13 protein-coding genes are annotated in these 15,656 nt (G+C 35.1%); 12 read left to right on the top strand and 1 reads right to left on the bottom strand.

Annotated elements, in window-relative coordinates; translation table 11 throughout:
• Positions 1-2: 2 nt before the first annotated feature.
• The 12 genes from AEQU1_RS11680 to AEQU1_RS11625 all read left to right on the top strand — a co-directional run bounded on the left by AEQU1_RS11680 (position 3) and on the right by AEQU1_RS11625 (position 14,068).
• A complete protein-coding gene (locus AEQU1_RS11680) occupies positions 3-1,265 on the top strand; it encodes a glycosyltransferase (RefSeq protein WP_111881310.1) in 1,263 nt (420 codons plus the stop codon).
• A 185-nt stretch (positions 1,266-1,450) separates the two neighbouring features.
• A complete protein-coding gene (locus tag AEQU1_RS11675) occupies positions 1,451-2,197 on the top strand; it encodes a bifunctional 2-polyprenyl-6-hydroxyphenol methylase/3-demethylubiquinol 3-O-methyltransferase UbiG (RefSeq protein WP_111881309.1) in 747 nt (248 codons plus the stop codon).
• Between the two features lie 130 nt (positions 2,198-2,327).
• Positions 2,328-3,266: a glycosyltransferase family 2 protein gene (locus AEQU1_RS11670; protein WP_111881307.1), complete on the top strand. Its 939-nt coding sequence runs from the start codon at positions 2,328-2,330 to the stop codon at positions 3,264-3,266.
• 39 nt (positions 3,267-3,305) lie between these two features.
• The gene (locus AEQU1_RS11665) at positions 3,306-4,385 is read left to right on the top strand and encodes a glycosyltransferase (RefSeq protein ID WP_111881306.1); all 1,080 of its coding nucleotides are present in this window, start codon (positions 3,306-3,308) and stop codon (positions 4,383-4,385) included.
• A gap of 9 nt (positions 4,386-4,394) precedes the next feature.
• Positions 4,395-5,600: a glycosyltransferase family 4 protein gene (locus AEQU1_RS11660; protein ID WP_111881304.1), complete on the top strand. Its 1,206-nt coding sequence runs from the start codon at positions 4,395-4,397 to the stop codon at positions 5,598-5,600.
• A 280-nt stretch (positions 5,601-5,880) separates the two neighbouring features.
• The gene (locus tag AEQU1_RS11655) at positions 5,881-7,209 is read left to right on the top strand and encodes a glycosyltransferase family 2 protein (RefSeq protein ID WP_111881302.1); all 1,329 of its coding nucleotides are present in this window, start codon (positions 5,881-5,883) and stop codon (positions 7,207-7,209) included.
• Positions 7,210-7,328: 119 nt separating this feature from the next.
• Positions 7,329-8,594 carry a glycosyltransferase family 4 protein gene (locus AEQU1_RS11650; RefSeq protein ID WP_258455284.1) on the top strand — a complete coding sequence of 422 codons (1,266 nt, stop codon included), beginning with the start codon at positions 7,329-7,331 and terminating at the stop codon, positions 8,592-8,594.
• 98 nt (positions 8,595-8,692) lie between these two features.
• Positions 8,693-9,826, top strand: a complete 1,134-nt coding sequence (locus AEQU1_RS11645; protein ID WP_111881301.1) for a glycosyltransferase — start codon at positions 8,693-8,695, stop codon at positions 9,824-9,826.
• 58 nt (positions 9,827-9,884) lie between these two features.
• Positions 9,885-11,183, top strand: coding sequence for an O-antigen ligase (locus AEQU1_RS11640; protein WP_146743746.1), 1,299 nt, complete (start codon positions 9,885-9,887; stop codon positions 11,181-11,183).
• Complete coding sequence (locus tag AEQU1_RS11635) at positions 11,146-12,168, top strand: glycosyltransferase family 4 protein (protein ID WP_111881298.1); 1,023 nt, start codon at positions 11,146-11,148, stop codon at positions 12,166-12,168. Before AEQU1_RS11640 ends, AEQU1_RS11635 begins: the two co-directional genes overlap by 38 nt.
• Positions 12,169-12,278: 110 nt before the next feature.
• Positions 12,279-12,641, top strand: coding sequence for a four helix bundle protein (locus AEQU1_RS11630; protein WP_111881422.1), 363 nt, complete (start codon positions 12,279-12,281; stop codon positions 12,639-12,641).
• A 35-nt stretch (positions 12,642-12,676) separates the two neighbouring features.
• The gene (locus AEQU1_RS11625; protein ID WP_111881421.1) at positions 12,677-14,068 is read left to right on the top strand and encodes a sugar transferase; all 1,392 of its coding nucleotides are present in this window, start codon (positions 12,677-12,679) and stop codon (positions 14,066-14,068) included.
• 381 nt (positions 14,069-14,449) lie between these two features.
• On the opposite strand, the gene AEQU1_RS11620 is transcribed toward AEQU1_RS11625, so the two are convergent.
• The gene (locus AEQU1_RS11620) at positions 14,450-15,631 is read right to left on the bottom strand and encodes a DUF4105 domain-containing protein (RefSeq protein WP_258455283.1); all 1,182 of its coding nucleotides are present in this window, start codon (positions 15,629-15,631) and stop codon (positions 14,450-14,452) included.
• Between the last annotated feature and the right edge of the window lie 25 nt (positions 15,632-15,656).

Genomic DNA, 15,656 nt, shown 5'->3' with positions numbered 1-15,656 from the left:
TTATGACTAAAAAATCGATTGCTTTTGTCGTAAAATACTTCCCTACTGTGTCGGAAACTTTTATTGTTAACCAGATTAATGGGGTTATAGATGCTGGTTATCAAGTGAGTTTGTTTGCGTATAATAGAGTGGATAATAAGGTTATTCACGAGAGTTTAAAGCGTCATGACTTGTTGAATAGGGTACGGTATTTTAAAAAGGCGCCAGTTTCAAAGTTGAAGCGTTTTTTTGTTTTTATGAAATGGACAGTAAAGCATTTCTTAAAAATACATTGGCCCACGTTTTTTAGAAGTATTAATGTTTTTAAGTATGGTAAGGAAGCTTATACTTTAAAATTGTTTTTTGAAGCACAATGGTTTTTACTTCATTATGATTTTGATCTGATTCATGCCCATTTTGGTATGAATGGGGAACGGATAGCCTATTTAAAAGCATATGGTATAATTCCTAAATCGGTTAAAATAATTACGACATTTCATGGATACGATTTGGAACCCAAAAATGTAGAGCAATATAAAATTACATATGCTAATTTATTTAAGTATGCCGATGCATTTACTGTGAACACGCCATATTTGGAAGGGCTATTACAACAAGTAAATTTTTGTAATATACCACATTATGTATTGCCCGTTGGCTTGGATACTCAGTTTTTTAAGCGTAAAAACGCTAAGCTTAAAACTTCTTTTTTTGATTTAGTATTTTGTGGTAAACTAATTCCTTTAAAGGGAGCCGACCTAGCCATTAAAATGGTAGGTGAATTACAAGATATGGGTTATAAATCAGTTCGCTTACATATAATTGGAGATGGAATTTTACGCGAACATTTAAAACGACAGGTACAAATGTGCCAATTAGAGGATTATGTTCTGTTTTATGGAGCACTAACACAAGAAAATATTAAAGGACGTTTAGAGCAAGCTGATGTTTTTATTATGCCTGGACGGGTGGATAAAGAAAACGGACGAGCTGAAACCCAGGGTTTGGTTTTACAGGAAGCGCAGGCCATGGAGTTACCAGTCGTGGTTTCGGATGTTGGCGGTATCAAATATGGTCTTTTACTTAACGAAAGCGGTTTTGTTGTTAAGGAAAATGATATCATTGGTTTCGTTAAAGCAATTGAACAATTGATATTAAATCCCGCACGTAAAAAATATATGGGAAAGATGGGACGAGATTTCGTAGTAAAATATTATGAAAATCGTGTTTTATTAGAAAAGCTATTGAGTATTTATACCAACAGTATAAACGTAAAAAATGATTAAAAATAAATACCATATCAATTTTAAAGAAAATAGATCTTGAATTTAAGATATGAATTCAAATGCGACACAAACAAGGGTTAACTTTATATTAGTTTGTATTTGAATCTTATCTTGATTCTATTTGCAACAGAAATTAATAGAATTATACAAATTAGGAATATTTATAATATGTGAACGAAAATAATATGAGTAAATATAAACATGAAGAGATTGTGCACAATTTAGATGCACCCAGTGAAATTGTCCCTATTATTTATGAGCTTTTAAAGCCAAATAGTGTAGTTGATTTTGGGTGTGGGATAGGTACTTTTTTAAAGGTGTTTAAGGATTTGGGGGTAGACGATGTTTTAGGTATTGATGGTAAATGGGTAAATAAAAAGAAGTTATATAATTATATAGAGCCGAATGAATTCTTAGAATATAATTTAGAGAAAGCCATTGTATTAAAAAAACGATTTGATTTGGTTTTAAGTTTAGAAGTTGCAGAACATTTATCAGAAGATTCTGCAGATATTTTCGTAAAAAATTTAGTTGATGCTGGTGAAGTAATACTTTTCTCTGCAGCCATACCCATGCAAGGTGGGCAAAATCATTTAAACGAACAATGGTTGACTTATTGGGAATCTAAATTTTTAAAATATGATTATGTAATCCATGATGTTTTGAGACCCATTTTTTGGGATCATCCAAAAGTTAATTGGTGGTATAAACAAAATATGGTTTTAATAACACCAAAAAATTATAGCTTAAAGAGTGATTTAAAAATTAATCCTATAAGAAAATTAGTACACTATGATTTGTTAATAAAAAAAGACAAGGCATTAAAAGACACAAAAAGACGATTAGCTGTTATTAAAAGAGGAGAGGCGGGAAGGTTATTTTATTTTAAGCTCCTGCTTAAATCACTCTTTAAAAAACCTATACTTAAATGACGAGTTTCCTAAACAATATTTGACCAATTTATTGCAGAAAATTACCAGATGGCTAATCTATTCTTATGGAGTAATTAGTAGTCTAGCATTATATTAGTATTTATATAAATTACCTTATGAACGATAGCCAATGTCAATCAGTATAATAACACCTCACTATAATGATCCTACTGGGTTACTAAAAGTTTATAAGTGTTTGTTAGAACAAACTCAAACTTCATGGCAGTGGGTAATAGTAGATGATTTATCTGACACAAATATTCGTGATAAAGTGCAAAACTGGCACCAGGGTATAAAAGACAATCGGGTAAAACTTATTTGTAATCCAAAAAAAAGCAATGCTTCGGTTTCCCGAAATTTAGGAGCAGATACTGCGCTTTATGAAAATTTGGTATTTTTGGATGCCGATGATATTATTACTCCCAATTTTATAGCGAATAGACAAATTGAATTTTACGATTTTGCGGTATTAAAAAACACTGCGGTAATCAATCAAAATAAAGAGGTTCAATTTTCTGCCGAGATAAAGGGAAACTATTTAAACTATTTTCTTCAGGCTCGCTTTATATGGCCTATAACAGCAATAGTCTGGAAAAAAACATATTTCGATTCAATAGGACAATTTAATCCACAATTACCACGGCTTCAAGATGTGGAATTGGCAATACGTGCAATGCAAAATAGTGAAAATTTTATAGTGGTTGATAATGAAGTTGATTTTTACTACAACGTGAAACCGATACGTTCGCGTAAGAATTTTTTAAAACCCGTTTGTGATGCCACCTATATTTTTATTGATGAATTACTCCAGACACAAAACTTAAGCCAATATCAATTATCCCTCTTAAGTGGTTATTATTTTATGTGCACAAAGTATTTAGAACGTTCAGAAAGTAGAAAGGAATCTCACTTAGTATTTCGAAATCTTAGGTTGTTTTATAAAAAAGGTCATGTTGGTTTTTTTCAATTTCTAATTGGGGGTATCAGTTTGAAACTATATGAGTGGCGTGTATTATCAGGAAACCAATTTTTGCGAGTGAACCGCTATGTGTTTAAGCCAAAAAATTGATTAAGGAATGTAAGCAATTTTGATAAATCGAAATTAAAGATGACTAAGAAAATACATATACTCTATACAATCCCTAATTTTGATACCGCTGGGAGTGGAAAGGTGGTATTCGACTTGGCGCGAAAATTAAACCCCGAACGGTTTAGAGTTTCTATAGCTTGTACCCACAACAAAGGAGCTTTTTTTAAAGAAGTAGAAGGCTTGGGTATCCCAATCCATATAATACAAATAAAAGTTCCCTTACGACCCTATTACAATTTAATATCAAGACTTAAACCATTCAAAGATTTTCTCAAAAAACAAGAAGTGGATATTGTTCATTCATGGGATTGGAGTAGCGACTGGAGTGAAGTTTTGGCATGCAGATTAGCTGGTGTAAAATTTGTTTATACTAAAAAGGCTATGGGGTGGGGCAACATCCATTGGAAAATAAAGAGTTATTTAACTAATTTTATTATTACGGTTAATACTGATATGCGGACATTTTTCGCATATAAGAAGCAACAAAAATTGATTCCTTTTGGCTTTGATACAGACTACTTTAATCCGAGTTTGATTACTAAGGACAGTTCAAAAGAGGTTTTTAGGATAATAACTGTTGCCAATTTAGTGCCGGTAAAGGGGATTGAAGTTCTTATTAAAGCATTAAAATTAGTTAATCCATCAATTTTATTAGACATTGTTGGCGACACTCGAGATCCGTATGCCAATACCTTAAAACAAATGGTTGTGGACCTGCAATTGCAAGACAGGGTGACTTTTTTGGGGAAAGAGCCAGATGTACGCCACTTGCTGAAAAATTCCAATCTCTATGTTATACCTAGTAAACAAGAGGGTATGCCTATGGCATTGGTGGAAGCCATGTGTATGGGAATTCCGGTTTTAGGATCAAATATTTCAGGGATTCGCTATGTTTTAAAGGAATTTGAAGACTTGTTATTCCCAGTTTTAGATAGTGAGGCTTTGGCCAAGAAGATAGATTTACTGTATAATCAAACACCTCAAGAACGCAACACTTTGGGGGTAGCTCTTAGGGAATACTGTCTTTCCAATTTTAATATGAATAAGTTTATTAAAACCCATGAGCTGCTTTATCAAGATATTAATAATGCTACTTAGAATGAAATTATGAAAATAGGCATCATATTAGCTACTTGCCCAGGTTACTCTGAAACTTTTTTTAACTCCAAGATCAAGGGGTTAATAGAAAATGGGATGGAGGTAACTTTATTTTGTCAAAAGAAAGAGGAAAACTTTCAGCTTTGTCCAATAGTTGTGGCTCCCAAAGTATCGGCCAATCCTATTGTAATGACTTTCTATTTTTTTAAAGAATTTTTACAGTTGTTGCCATATTTAAATCGAGTACTTAAGTTTCTAAAATTAGAAAAGAAGGAAGGGACCTCATTAATACAAGTAGTTAAAATGCTTTATCTCAATGCCCATTTATTAAAATCAAAATTGGATTGGCTTCATTTTGGGTTTTCTACTATGGCCATAGGAAGCGAAACAGTTGCAAAAAGTATAGGCACTAAAATGGCAGTGAGTTTAAGAGGCTTTGATATTGCCGTTTACCCTTTAAAACATCCAGGATGCTATAGGCGTCTTTGGAGATATGTAGATAAAGTGCACACCATTTCTGATGATCTTTTGTTATTAGCCAAAAATCACGGACTTCCAGAAAGTGTAATTATCGAAAAAATTACTCCCGCAATCGACATCAATTTATTTCAGGCTCCTCCTCAGGATTTTGCCCAAACTGATAATTATATTTTTGTTACAACTGGGAGGCTGCATTGGAAGAAAGGTTTTATACATATATTAGAGGCCTTAGCACTGCTTAAAGACAAAGGGTATAATTTTGTTTATAAGATAATAGGAGAAGGCAAGGAGTACGAACGTATTGCTTATGCAGCTTACGAACTTGGCATCAAAGATCGGGTGCTTTTCTTGGGAAGATTAAGCCATCAAGAAGTACAGGCAACATTGGGTGAGGCCGATATTTATGTTCAGTACAGTATTCAGGAAGGCTTTTGTAATTCTGTATTAGAAGCTCAAGCAATGGGGAAACTTTGTGTGGTCAGCGATGCCGAAGGCCTGCCGGAAAACGTATTGCACGCTAAAACTGGCTGGGTCGTACCCAAACATTCTCCAGTACTTTTAGCACAACGGCTTGTCGAAATAATAGAATTAAATTCTGATGAAAAATTGGCGATATCAAGAAATGCCTCCAGAAGAGTGAGAGAGGAGTTTAATATAGAGAAACAACAAAAGAAGTTTGTTGATTTTATAATGATCTTGACCTCAATCAATAACCTTCATTGGTTTCTATTCTAAAACCTATAAATAATGAAATGAGAAGAATTGATTTGTATACATTCAGTTCCTCTCTTAAAATAAAGTAACTATCTTAATCAATAAAAAGATATGGTAAGGATTAAAGAAGATAAAAATATATTTATCGAGAAAAAGTAAATACGTTATGCATTGTATTAAATGTTTCAGATTTTATAGATTTACAGCATACCACTAAGAATAATTAAGGGAAGTATAGTTAACATACTATTAGTGATTTTGAAAACTAACCAAATATATTTTGTATCCCAAAAACTAATTAATGCTCTTTCAGTTCCTAAAATACCTACAACCCACTCATTATTTTCAATTATATAAGACAGATGGTACTTCTGTTTTTCCAATGATTGAAAAACTTCCTCAAGAGATTATTGTAAAACTGGAACCAGAAACAAGGTTCATAAGTATAAAAGCGAAGGAGTATGACCTCTCGTGGCAAGCGCTTCAAAAAGGATATATAGGCAATGCTGAAACCTATTCTTCTTTTGATAAAATACCTATAGTAGACGAATACCGATTTCTGCGGAAATATTTCCATCCAGTTTGGGTTTTGTATGTTTTGATGCTGCGTATCTTTTCATTTAAAAATCCTTTTAGAGAATTATCCGCTTGGAAAAAAAGTAGCGATGTAGTAAGAAGCGACTATTTAAATAAACCTATTTCCTATGATGATTGGGTTACTTTTGAATCGGAACTCATTTCTAAAAACCCATTGGTAAGTATTATTATCCCGACACTTAACCGCTATGAATATTTAAAGGATGTGCTGGAAGATTTGGAAAAACAGGAACACCAGAATTTTGAGGTCATTATTGTGGATCAGTCCAATCCTTTTCGGGAAGATTTTTACAATAATTTTAATTTAAAGATTCAACTTGTTCAACAAACCGAGCGTGCGCTTTGGCTAGCACGAAACCATGCTATTGAGATATCAAAAGGAGAATACATTCTTCTCTTTGACGACGATAGTCGTGCAGCACCAGATTGGATTAGCAATCATTTAAAATGTCTCAATTTTTTTAAAGCTGATATTTCCTCGGGGGTTTCCATCTCTACCGTTGGCGCTGAGGTGCCACAGAACTATTCGTTCTTTAGAATTTCTGATCAAATTGATACTGGGAATGTTTTGTTAAAAAAACAAATTTTTAGAGAAATCGGTCTCTTCGACAGACAATTTGAAAAGCAGCGTATGGGCGATGGCGAATACGGCTTACGGGCTTATTTAAATGGCTATAAAAACATTTCAAACCCCTTTGCAGATAGGATACATTTAAAAGTAGGTACGGGCGGACTCCGTGAAATGGGCAGTTGGGATGCTTTCCGACCAAAAAAACTCTTTGCTCCAAGACCCATACCCAGTGTGCTTTATTTGTACAGGAAGTATTATGGAAGTAAAAGAAGCCTACTCGCCATTTTAAAAACCGTTCCCCAATCCATAATCCCCTACCGTTACAAGAAAAACAAGAAAATGTTGGTCTTGGGTCTTTTTATCTCGCTATTTTTGTTTCCGTTCGTGGTGCTGCAGGTGTTTATTTCGTGGCGATTGGCAAGTAAGAAGTTGAGGGAAGGAGCGATGATTGATCGGTTGTGAATCGTGAGACGTGAATCGTGATTCTCAGTTCTCGGTTGTCTCCACCTAGACTGAAAAAGCTTCAGTGGACGAAGGTTGTCTGTTGCAATTTGTAATTTATTAGTTTTGAACATTGAAAATTGAACATTGAACATTCAACACTGGATAACCACAAAGTACACAAAGAAGTCACAAAGTTCACTAAGAAAAAAAACCAACAATCCACAACCCGAGTCCACCGAAGCTTTAGCGAAGGTGGAGACAACCATCAACCATCAACCATCAACCATCAACTAACAACTGACAACCCACTACCAACAATGACCAAAACCCTAATACTAGCCTCTGAATTCCCTCCCCAGCCTGGCGGTATAGGAAACCACGCCTATAATTTGGCGAAAGGACTACAGGCTAATGGTTTTAAGGTACAATTGGTTTGCGATACTCGTTCAGGAAGGGGAGAGGAGGAAAGGGATTTTGATAAAAGTTTGCCTTTTGAGGTAATTCGAATTCCAAGAAAGAAAATTATTCTATTTAGTTATTTAAAACGCATCAACACTGCCTTTTCCTTGACCAGTAAATCTGAAATCCTAATATGTTCTGGCAAGTTTTCGCTGTGGCTAGGAGCTTTTCTCACTTTTTTCTTTAAAAAGGAATTTATAGCCATCATTCACGGAAGTGAAGTGCGATTGCCTAATAAAGTACTTCGAAAACTTACAGATATGTCATTAAAACACTTTGATAAAGTCATTGCGGTAAGTAATTATACGAAGTCTTTAGTTTCCCGTCTCGCCTTAAAAAATATTGAAGTAGTCCCTAATGGTTTTGAAATGGAACTACCTTCTACTATACAAAGTAAAAAAAATCCAGTGCCAGTTTTGATAACCGTGGGCAACCTTACCCAACGAAAAGGGCAACATAATGTAATTAATGCTTTACCGTTGCTTTTAAGAAAATACCCCGACCTAAAATACCACATGGTTGGCATTCCTACTGATAAAGAAAGATTGGAGAGGTTAGCTTTGCATTTAGGGGTTGAAAATGCTGTAGTATTTTTCGGAAAAATTTCCGAAGAAGAGAAAATAAAATTGCTCCAACAAGCCGACGTGTTCGTAATGTTAAGCGAAACTACACAGACAGGTGATGCCGAAGGTTTTGGTATAGCTATTTTGGAAGCAAATGCCTTGGGAATTCCGGCAATCGGTTCCTTGGGCTGCGGAATAGAAGATGCAATAAAGGACGGAACCTCTGGTAAATTGATAAATAATAAAGACGCAAAGCAGTTCACCGAGGCCTTGGAAGAAATTTTAAATAATTACGGCACCTATTCCCACAAGGCAAAAAATTGGTCGAAGGATTTTACTTGGGAGAAGGTTATAGGCTTATATTTGGATGTTTTGAGATAAAAAAATAATAATAATCAAAAAAGCTTAAAAGGAAATATGATAATTTAATTTTACAGCATAAACGACTCACGACTCACGACTCACGACTCACGACAAAAATGAAACTCGCAATAATCTCCCATACCGAACACTACAAGCAGACCGATGGCACCATCGTAGGTTGGGGACCGACGGTTAGTGAAATCAATCATTTGGCGCAGGATTTTGAGGAAATATACCATATTGCCTTTTTACATCCCGGCACACCTCCGCCAAGTTCTTTGCCCTATACTTCCAAAAACATAAAATTTGTTGCCTTAATGCCAGTCGGCGGAAAAGGGATAGGGGCGAAGCTAAAGATTATAAGAAATATTCCCACAATCTTAAATACAGTACGAAAAATACTGAAACAAGTAGATTTCTTCCAATTGCGAACGCCTACTGGCATTGGGGTGTTTTTGATACCCTATCTTACACTTTTCAGCAATAAAAAAGGCTGGTATAAATATGCAGGGAATTGGAACCAAGAAAATCCTCCCTTAGGCTATGCGCTACAACGTTGGATGTTGAAAAACCAAAAACGAAAGGTAACAATCAACGGCCGTTGGCCGAAACAGCCCCAGCAATGTCTCACTTTTGAGAATCCTTGCCTTACAGCAGATGAGCGGGAAGAGGGTCTGCATATTACCCAAAGAAAATCATTTGAACCTCCCCATACCTTTTGCTTTGTGGGCAGGTTGGAAGATGCCAAGGGTGTGCAGCGTATTATTGAAGCGTTTGGCGCGTTAACAAATTTAGAAAAGATAAAAACCATCCATTTTATAGGTGATGGAGAAAAGATGGATCTCTATAAAAAGCAGTGTGATTCTTTTGGACTCCCTGCAGTGTTTCATGGTTTTTTGGAACGAAAAAAAGTTTTTAAAGTTTATAAAAAATCACAATTCATTTTGTTACCCAGTGATTCCGAAGGTTTTCCAAAGGTAATAGCAGAGGCAATGAATTATGGCTGTATTCCTATTGTCTCTGATGTTTCCAGCATTGGGCAGTACGTTAGCGATGACAACGGGTTTCTTTTAAACCCTATTAACGAATCTCGCCTAAAAGAAATACTACTACTAGCTTTATCAGAATCTCAAACAGACTTAAAAAAGAAAGCTTCAGATTGCTATCTTGTAGCCTCAAAATTTACTTTTTCAGCTTATGGGGAAAAGATAAAACTAAAAATAATAGATTCTTTAACCAACGCCCTTTAAAATCAAGTCCAAGATATTCCAAAATATTAACCCCCTTTCTGCCATAATCATTCATATTTTGATTGGTTTTTTGGCCTACCTGAGCCGCTCTTTGATGTTGGTTTATCTCTTTGTTGTCTTTGTTTATTTTATTTACTTAATACTTATTAAAAAAGACAAAGGTCAATATGTGCTTTTAGCTGCAGCTTATATAACAGGAGCGGAGGTTTTTTTAAGGATGACCAAGGCTTTTATTTTTTATGAAACAGGTAAATATGCAGTCATCTTTTTTATGCTGTTGGGAATAATTTATCTAGGTTTTAAGAAAAATGCATTCCCTTATGTAATCTATTTGTTCCTATTGTTACCTGGAGTTTTGGTGTCCTTTGACGCTATAAGTTATGATGCTAATTTTAGAACTGCGGTGCTATTTAATTTAAGCGGACCATTATGCTTAACTTTTGCGGCAATATTTTGTTATGGTAGAAATATTTATTTACAGGATTTGCTAAAGCTTCTTGACTATATTGTTTATCCTATAATAAGCATGGTTGTTTATATTACTTTATATACACCCAACGTCCAAGAAATGGTAACTGGAACCGCTTCCAATTCAGCATTATCGGGCGGGTATGGTCCAAATCAAGTAGCAACAGTATTAGGGTTAGGTGTTTTTATCTTATTTTCACGGCTTCTTATTCCCTATAAGAATATGCTTGTTCATTGGACTATGATGTTTCTAATGATATGTATGGCCTATAGGGCATTGCTTACTTTCTCTCGAGGTGGAGTTTTGGTGTCAGTTATCATGTGCCTGGCTTTCATTTTTATATTATACTTCAGCACAAGTTTAAAAACTAAGGCTAAAATTTCTGTAAAAGTGTTGGTTGTCATTGGAGTAGCTCTACTAGTATGGAGCTATACAATCATCCAAACGGGCGGACTTATAGGCAATCGCTATGCAAATGAAGATGCGTTAGGTAGGGAAAAAGATGATGTTACCACTGGACGAGTTGATCTATTGGAGGTTGAATTTGATGCATTTAAGACGAACCCTGTATTTGGTATTGGCGTTGGTCAAGGTAAGTTTCAATTTAGAGAAGAAGGGATTTCATCTGCATCCCATAATGAAATTTCCCGTATGCTTTCTGAGCATGGTTCGTTTGGCATTCTTGCTTTATTAGTGCTTATATTCGCCCCACTTGTTACAAAGATGAATGGCACGAAAAATATCTATTTTTATCCATTTCTTATTTTTTGGGGACTTACAATAGTTACAACTTCCATGCGTATAGCCGCCCCAGCCTTTATATATGCCTTATGCTTATTGAATATAGATTATGCGCCCAAGAAAAAGCCTGCTCTACATAGGAAATAAACTAGCGGTTCACGGAAAACCTCCAGCTGCTATAGATTCCCTGTCAGTTAAACTGCAAGCGGAAGGTTATACGGTTATATCTGGATCATCAAAAAAAAATAAACTATTTCGGATGCTCGATATGGTTTTAAAAACTATTAAATATAGAAATAGTGTTAAGCTTGTATTGATTGATACTTATAGTACCCAAAATTATTACTATGCTGTGATTGTTGCTATGTTATGCAGGCTTTTCAAGCTACCTTACATTCCAATATTACATGGTGGTAATCTGCCTAGTCGATTGAAAAACAGTAAAGGTTTGAGCAATCAACTTTTTGGAAAGGCATTCACAAATGTGGCACCTTCAAAATATATGATGCAGCAATTTAAGGAAGCAGGTATTCACAATATAACCTATATACCCAATGCCATTGAAATAGAAAATTATTCTTTTAAACATAGGGAAACGATTACTCCCAAATTGTTGTGGGTGCGCTCCTTTTCAGAAATATACCATCCGTTGTTGGCACTGGAAATCGTAGAAATACTAAAACAAAGAAAAATGGATGTTTCCCTTTGTATGGTTGGTCCAGACAAAGATGGCTCGTTAGAACAATGTAAAAAAGTGACAAAGGAATCAAACCTTCCCATACGCTTTACCGGGATGTTGCAAAAAGAGGCATGGATAGCCCTTTCCAAAGAGTTTGATATTTTTATAAATACCACTAATTTTGACAATATGCCTGTAAGCGTAATGGAAGCCATGGCGTTGGGGTTGCCAGTAATTTCAACAAATGTTGGTGGTCTCCCTTTTTTGATTGAAAATGAGGTTGACGGTATTTTGGTTCCTCCAAACAATCCAGAAGCTTTTGTGAATGCAATTGATGATTTGTGTGCAAATCCCATAAAAGCACAAGATATCACTAAAAATGCCCGGATTAAAATGGAAGAGTTTGATTGGCAAAAAATAAAACATAGTTGGATTAAGCTTTTAGGCGATTGAAATTTCAGTAAATTTGAATTAAACTGTTGTCAGTTGTGAGTTGTCAGTTAAAGAAAACACAGATTCAACAGCCTAAAACAAATAATCGGCAACAGACAACCGATAACATTATGAAAAGTTACAAGGATCTTGATATTTATAATTTAGCTTTTCAGTATTCCATCGAAGTACATCATGCTTCCCTAAAAATGCCAAAGTTTGAATTATATGAGCAGGGGAGTCAGGTGAGAAGATCTTCAAAGAGTGTTAAGGATAATATTATTGAGGGCTATGGTAGAAGAAGCTATAAACAAGATTTTATTAAATTCTTAACTTATTCGAATGCTTCTTTACTGGAATGTAAAGGGCAGTTGGAAACGATTCAAAGACTATACGATATTCCAGAAGTCCCCGAACTAATTATAAAATATGATGATTTAGGAGCGAAAATATTTGCTTTTATTTTGTATGTTGAAAAAAATTGGAAAACTTAACCGACAACCGACAACCGACAACCGACAAACCCAAAATGTCCAAAAACAACATCCATTTTGATATATCAGAACGAAAGATACTGCTTCGTATCCTGGATATTGTTTGCGTTTTATCAGTGCTATATGTAGTAAGTATTATTTTTAATTTTGACTATTTCAAAATCAATTCTGAACACTGGGTTTGGTCTATAGTTTTAGCAGTCTATCTCACTGTTTTTGCCACTATTTTTGAATTGTATAACCTTCAAAAAGCAAGCAAGTTTGATGTGGTAGTTAAGAACGTTATCATTACTTCTTCTGTTACAGTACTGTTTTATTTACTTACTCCATTTTATACCCCAATGCTGCCTTCAAATCGTTTGCAGATTGTCTATTTCTTTTTATCAATCAACGTTGCAATGTTGGCTTGGAGGTATGCATATATTATTCTCATTTCAGCGCCGCGTTTTTTTAAAAGAGTGATCCTGATTGCCCATGCCCAAGATGTAGATGCAATTGTAGCCTCTCTTCAAAAGTCTGATCCAAATTATAGGGTTATAGGATATTTTAATACAGGTCCCTATGACGCCACAATCGTCAATAATCTTGAAATAGATTCTATTGCTATCGAGAATATTGCTATGTTGACAGATGAAATGACTATATCTGAAATTGTAGTTGGTACGCCTCTTTCTGAGGGGATGACCGTTGAGCTAAATAACAAATTGATAAAACTGCTTGAAAATGGAATTCCAATTCGGGAATATACCCAAGTATATGAAGAATTGACGCATCGTATTCCAGTACAGCACGTGGAAAAAGATTTTTATCGCTATTTCCCCTTTAGTAGAAGCAACCAAAACAAACTCTATTTATTCTTTAATAGAATTTTAGATTTCTTTTTTTCTTTATTAGGCTTGTCATTTGGCTTGCTTTTATCGCCCATTTTATTAATAGGAAATTTAATCGCAAACCGGGGACCTTTTTTCTACAGCCAAACAAGAGTTGGGAAAAATGGTAAAAACTTCAAGATTTATAAATTGCGGAGTATGGTTATAAATGCAGAAAAGCACGGAGCCCAGTTTGCTAAAGTAAAAGACACCCGTGTAACAAAGTTTGGTCGTTTTTTGAGGAAATCTCGCTTTGATGAAATCCCCCAATTTATAAATGTAATAAAAGGAGAAATGAGTGTAATCGGCCCCCGCCCAGAACGCCCAGAGTTTGTAGAGGATTTAAAAGAAAAAATACCTTTTTATGAAGTACGCCATCTTGTAAAACCAGGCGTAACAGGTTGGGCACAGGTTAATGCCAAATATGGTTCCAGCGAAGAGGATTCCCTTGAAAAACTGCAATATGATTTATATTATATAAAACACCGAAGCCTCTTTCTAGACGTTACTATTATCATTAAAACCTTGAGTACTATTGTGTTTTTTAGGGGGCAATAAACAGCTATCCATAGATACTCCACAGATACTCCATAGCAAAGCCATAGCAAAGCCATAGCAAAGTCATTAGAATGTAGGAAAACAGCCCTTTTTTCCTACAAATTTTACCCCTGCTTAAATTTCCGATTCACAAATTTTGTAAACCCCTAGTAAGAAAGAGGGTTTCAATATAATTCTACTTTAAAAAAGACAGTTTTGGTTTCTAACTACAAGTATAATTTTTATCCAAATCAAGCCACCTTTAAAGGAGATTATCTGCCGAGCTTTACGAAGTAGCGGCGGGGAGGGATGTTTTTCGCAATTTCTATAGTAAACCCAAGTCAGGCTCCTCCATTTGAAGGCGATGTGCTGAGCCTGTCGAAGTAGAGGTTGGGAGGGATGTTATCTCTGTTTCCCAATAAAGTTCACCAAATAGACATACCGCACTGCCAACGCAATTAGTAGGGGCAATAGCGTAATAGCAAAAACCTGAACTCCTGTGATCCAATGAATAGTTAAAAGAACTAAAAGAAGCAACAGCATTACAGTGTATCTTTTTAGTTTTATGGAAGCATGTTTTTTAGAAATGGCAAAAATCAATAAAATTGAAATAGGAAATGCCCACAGCAAATTATAGTTATTCGCGGTGGCTGTATGGTCTGTAGCAAACCAAAGCAATAAAAGAAATAAACCAACAAAGCCTGTAAAAAAGAAAATAAATAAATCCAAATAACGGCTTCGTATATTTCTTTTGTAATCACGATAGGTAACAACAACAATTAAAAGTCCCAATATTCCCAATATAAACAGCGGACTCAACAAGAAATTATTTTCGGCTGGGGTAGGAGTGTTCTCAAAAAGAACGGTTGTTTTTTTTACTAAACTTTCTGAAGAACCATTTCTGTTTATAACTGCAGTTGTGGCTGCTTCATACACATAATCTGGAAGAAATTGATACTCTATTGGCTTTGCCTTCCTATCTATCACTGCGCCAAGAGCAATGTCTATTCCCAAACTTCCCCAGGAATTTGCTTGTAGGTTTTGCTGAATAAGTTCCCTAAATGTGGCTTCTTCTTTGATAAAATCTTCATTATATTCAAGATTATCGCCAAGAACTATTTGGACCACGTCACGAATTTTAGTGGCACAGTTGTCAAAAAAGAAATCGTATTTATATTTTTTGTTCTCTGGCCGGGCATTGTTCCAAAGAAAATCTGAGATAGCTTGTTTTTCAGTATAGTTGAGGTTCAAAGTTTGTTCTTTAATCCAACGATTTTGTGCTACATAGCTTTGAAAAAATGGTTGATAATAACTTACCCCTAGCTGATAAAGTAGCTTTCCTTGTGCAAATTTTGTATAGAAATTTGGTGTGTCAAAATCATAAACGCCGTAATTAAAAACCACGTCAACCCCATTCAAACTATCTTGAATTCGAAACGCACTGTGCCCAAACTTGTCATAAAGTTCAGCCCCTGGACCAATTGTGATAATGCTTATTTCAGAAGTTTCAGACAATGGAACAAACTGTGCTTTTGCCGAAAAACTTAAAAAAAGAAGTAAAAGAAGGATGTAATTTTTTGTCACAGTATTGATTGTTTCAAGTTTCGTG

Source organism: Aequorivita sp. CIP111184 (assembly GCF_900489465.1).
Taxonomy (GTDB): domain Bacteria; phylum Bacteroidota; class Bacteroidia; order Flavobacteriales; family Flavobacteriaceae; genus Aequorivita.
This window is presented reverse-complemented; position numbering and strand designations above follow the sequence as displayed.

Coding starts and splice junctions, on each gene's coding strand:
- AEQU1_RS11660 (WP_111881304.1), top strand. CDS start 4,395: ATGAAAATAGGCATCATATTAGCTACTTGCCCAGGTTACTCTGAAACT.
- AEQU1_RS11625 (WP_111881421.1), top strand. CDS start 12,677: ATGTCCAAAAACAACATCCATTTTGATATATCAGAACGAAAGATACTG.
- AEQU1_RS11630 (WP_111881422.1), top strand. CDS start 12,279: ATGAAAAGTTACAAGGATCTTGATATTTATAATTTAGCTTTTCAGTAT.
- AEQU1_RS11675 (WP_111881309.1), top strand. CDS start 1,451: ATGAGTAAATATAAACATGAAGAGATTGTGCACAATTTAGATGCACCC.
- AEQU1_RS11670 (WP_111881307.1), top strand. CDS start 2,328: ATGTCAATCAGTATAATAACACCTCACTATAATGATCCTACTGGGTTA.
- AEQU1_RS11635 (WP_111881298.1), top strand. CDS start 11,146: ATGCGCCCAAGAAAAAGCCTGCTCTACATAGGAAATAAACTAGCGGTT.
- AEQU1_RS11680 (WP_111881310.1), top strand. CDS start 3: ATGACTAAAAAATCGATTGCTTTTGTCGTAAAATACTTCCCTACTGTG.
- AEQU1_RS11665 (WP_111881306.1), top strand. CDS start 3,306: ATGACTAAGAAAATACATATACTCTATACAATCCCTAATTTTGATACC.
- AEQU1_RS11645 (WP_111881301.1), top strand. CDS start 8,693: ATGAAACTCGCAATAATCTCCCATACCGAACACTACAAGCAGACCGAT.
- AEQU1_RS11655 (WP_111881302.1), top strand. CDS start 5,881: ATGCTCTTTCAGTTCCTAAAATACCTACAACCCACTCATTATTTTCAA.